The sequence below is a fragment of the Vibrio sp. 10N.222.55.C6 genome, from assembly GCF_041473395.1.
Classification (GTDB): domain Bacteria; phylum Pseudomonadota; class Gammaproteobacteria; order Enterobacterales; family Vibrionaceae; genus Vibrio; species Vibrio crassostreae_C.
The window spans coordinates 1-322 of sequence record NZ_JBFRSD010000419.1 but is presented as its reverse complement, the minus strand read 5'-3'; the positions used below and the strand labels follow the sequence as shown (position 1 = coordinate 322).

General features: G+C 44.7%; 1 protein-coding gene. It reads left to right on the top strand.

What is annotated here, in order from left to right; translation table 11 throughout:
- Positions 1–322, top strand: a 322-nt coding sequence (locus tag AB4486_RS24400; RefSeq protein WP_372119221.1) for an OmpP1/FadL family transporter, incomplete at both ends; no start/stop codon positions are given.

Below are 322 nucleotides of genomic sequence, written 5' to 3'. Positions count from 1 at the left end.
AATTTGACTCGCTAACATCTAACTCTTATGACGACTCGATCAAAGAATATCAATGGAAAGATGCAGGGCATGTTTCTGTCGGTGGTACGTACACCATGTCGAAAGACATCGTTCTACGAGCGGGTTATATGTACGACATTTCCCCAACTGATGAACTTACATCGTTATCAATTCCTGATGTTAACCGTCATTGGCTCACGGTCGGAGGGACATATAACTTCACGGCTGCCAGTTCTGTGGACATTGGTGTCGGATTTATCATCGGAGAATCACAAGGTATTGACGAAAGCCTGACGACGATCCCAGGAACGAGTTCCAATAT